This window comes from Streptomyces sp. NRRL B-24572 (genome assembly GCF_002156145.1).
In the GTDB taxonomy this organism is placed as follows: Bacteria; Actinomycetota; Actinomycetes; order Streptomycetales; family Streptomycetaceae; genus Streptomyces; species Streptomyces vietnamensis.
Genome location: NZ_MWIG01001029.1, coordinates 1 through 1,204 on the forward strand (window position 1 = coordinate 1; position 1,204 = coordinate 1,204).

The 1,204-nt window shown below is 75.7% G+C and carries 1 protein-coding gene and 2 pseudogenes; 2 read left to right on the forward strand and 1 reads right to left on the reverse strand.

Features of this window, described 5'->3' with window-relative positions; genetic code table 11:
• Positions 1–530 (forward strand): annotated as a pseudogene (locus CCN56_RS39760) (DNA-3-methyladenine glycosylase); the annotation flags it as partial.
• Between the two features lie 14 nt (positions 531–544).
• Positions 545–1,045, forward strand: coding sequence for a methylated-DNA--[protein]-cysteine S-methyltransferase (locus CCN56_RS39765; protein WP_086832445.1), 501 nt, complete (start codon positions 545–547; stop codon positions 1,043–1,045).
• Here CCN56_RS39765 and CCN56_RS45395 read toward each other — a convergent pair.
• Positions 1,042–1,204: pseudogene (locus CCN56_RS45395) on the reverse strand (NAD-dependent deacetylase); the annotation flags it as partial. The gene CCN56_RS39765 and the pseudogene CCN56_RS45395 overlap by 4 nt on opposite strands.

The window sequence follows — 1,204 nt, forward strand, 5'->3', positions numbered from 1 at the left end:
ACCCGGCCGAGTTCGCCGTACGGGCCGTCCTCGGCCAGCAGGTCTCCACCGCGGCCGCCCGCACCCACGCCGCCCGCCTGGTCACCGCGCACGGCGTCCCCGTCGACGACCCCGAGGGCGGGCTCACCCACCTCTTCCCGACCCCCGAGGCGCTCGCCGCCCTCGACCCCGAGACCCTCGCCCTGCCGCGCAGCCGCCGCACCACCCTCCTCACCCTCGTCCGGGCCCTCGCCGACGGCTCGCTCCCGCTCGGCCCCGCCGACGACCGCGAGGAGGCCCGCGCCCGGCTCCTCGCCCTGCCCGGCTTCGGCCCCTGGACCACCGAGATCATCGCCATGCGGGCCCTCGGCGACCCCGACGCCTTCCTCCCCGGCGACCTCGGGGTCCGCCGCGCCGCCGAGGGACTCGGACTCCCCGGCACGCCGGCCGCGCTCACCGCCGCCGCAGCGCAGTGGCGCCCCTGGCGCGCCTACGCCGTCCAGTACCTCTGGGCGACCGACGACCACCCGATCAACCTCCTGCCCGCCTGAGGAGAACCACCGCCATGCCCCTCGTCCAGCACACCGTCGTGGACAGCCCCTACGAGCCGCTGACCCTCGTCGCCGTCGACGGCGTCCTCAGCCGCCTCCACATGACCGGCCAGCGCCACCGCCCGCCCGAGGAGACCTTCGGCGAGCCCGACCCACGCCCCTTCGGCGAGGCGATCCGCCAGCTCGACGCCTACTTCGCGGGCGAACTCACCGAGTTCGACCTGCCGTTGAACCTGATCGGCACCCCGTTCCAGCTGCGCGTCTGGGAGCAGCTGCTCCGCATCCCGTACGGGGAGACCCGGACGTACGGCGAACTCGCCGAGGAGCTCGGCAACCCCGGCGCCTCCCGGGCCGTGGGCCTCGCCAACGGCAAGAACCCCGTCGGCATCATCGTCCCCTGCCACCGGGTCATCGGCGCGGGCGGCGGCCTCACCGGCTACGGCGGCGGCCTGGACCGCAAGCAGCGCCTGCTCGCCTTCGAATCGGGTACGGCGGAACCGGACGCCCTCTTCTAGCGGAGCCGGTCGAGGAGCGCGGGCAGCGCCGTGCCGATCGGCTCGCGCACGACCTCGTCGGCGACGGGATCGTACGGGGTGGGCTCGGCGTTCACGATGACCAGCCGGGCGCCGTGCTCGGCCGCGATCCCCGCGAGGGAGGCCGCCGGCTGGACCTGG

Bases quoted from the DNA above. Each gene is read 5' to 3' on its own strand.
- CCN56_RS39765 (WP_086832445.1), top strand. From the start codon at position 545: ATGCCCCTCGTCCAGCACACCGTCGTGGACAGCCCCTACGAGCCGCTG.